Origin of the sequence: Lactobacillus sp. N54.MGS-719, from assembly GCF_000980505.1 — a bacterium.
In the GTDB taxonomy this organism is placed as follows: Bacteria; Bacillota; Bacilli; order Lactobacillales; family Lactobacillaceae; genus Lactobacillus; species Lactobacillus amylovorus.
Map to the genome: position 1 here is coordinate 1 of NZ_LARO01000119.1, position 1,116 is coordinate 1,116.

General features: G+C 51.9%; 4 tRNA genes and 1 rRNA gene. All 5 read left to right on the top strand.

Annotation, left to right across the window (positions count from 1 at the left end):
• Positions 1 to 469, top strand: a 23S ribosomal RNA gene (locus WS44_RS09485); the annotation flags it as partial.
• Between the two features lie 77 nt (positions 470 to 546).
• A tRNA-Asp gene (locus WS44_RS09490) sits at positions 547 to 620 on the top strand.
• 37 nt (positions 621 to 657) lie between these two features.
• A tRNA-Val gene (locus WS44_RS09495) sits at positions 658 to 730 on the top strand.
• A gap of 41 nt (positions 731 to 771) precedes the next feature.
• A tRNA-Leu gene (locus WS44_RS09500) sits at positions 772 to 855 on the top strand.
• Positions 856 to 915: 60 nt separating this feature from the next.
• Positions 916 to 995: transfer RNA gene (locus tag WS44_RS09505), tRNA-Leu, on the top strand.
• Positions 996 to 1,116: the final 121 nt, after the last annotated feature.

Below are 1,116 nucleotides of genomic sequence, written 5' to 3' on the forward strand. Positions count from 1 at the left end.
TAAAAGCTACCCTGGGGATAACAGGCTTATCACTCCCAAGAGTTCACATCGACGGAGTGGTTTGGCACCTCGATGTCGGCTCATCGCATCCTGGGGCTGTAGCAGGTCCCAAGGGTTGGGCTGTTCGCCCATTAAAGCGGTACGCGAGCTGGGTTCAGAACGTCGTGAGACAGTTCGGTCCCTATCCGGCGCGGGCGCAGGATATCTGAGAGGAGCTGTCCTTAGTACGAGAGGACCGGGATGGACAGACCGCTGGTGTACCTGTTGGCCTACCAAGGCCATGGCAGGGTAGCCAAGTCTGGACGGGATAAACGCTGAAGGCATCTAAGCGTGAAGCCCCCCTCAAGATGAGATATCCCATCGCGAAAGCGAGTAAGACCCCTTGAAGACGACGAGGTAGATAGGTTAGAGGTGGAAGTGCAGTAATGTACGTAGCTGACTAGTACTAATCGGTCGAGGGCTTATCCAAAAGGTTAAGGGAAAAAGTGGTTTGTGAAGCAATCGGAATTCAATATGCGGTTTTGAAGGTATGTATATGCCTTTAATGGCCCGGTGGCTCAGCTGGTTAGAGCGCCGCCCTGTCACGGCGGAGGTCGACGGTTCGAACCCGTTCCGGGTCGTTTTTCTTTCATATACACGCTGAAAGAGATACCTATTGGGGTCTTAGCTCAGCTGGGAGAGCATCTGCCTTACAAGCAGAGGGTCACAGGTTCGAGCCCTGTAGGCCCCATTTGTTTTATATCTGCATATGGCTGTGTCATGTAGCAATCTGCGGGTGTGGTGGAATAGGCAGACACAAGGGACTTAAAATCCCTCGGTAGCGATACCGTGCCGGTTCAAGTCCGGCCACCCGCATTGCAATTAAGTTCTGATGCTGTAAGGCGTTGGGACTTTTCTTGTAATTATATTGGATTTGCGGCTGTGGTGGAATTGGCAGACACGATGGGTTTAGGTCCCATTGGGAGACCGTGCAGGTTCGAGTCCTGTTAGCCGCATAGTAGGAGCCTTATAAAAGGGCTCCTTTTAGATTGAACAAAAAGTATGATGACAAGGGTGATGGAGCCGGACAAAGCGGGAGGGATAACCGCAGTCCCTAATGATGACATACAGATGTCA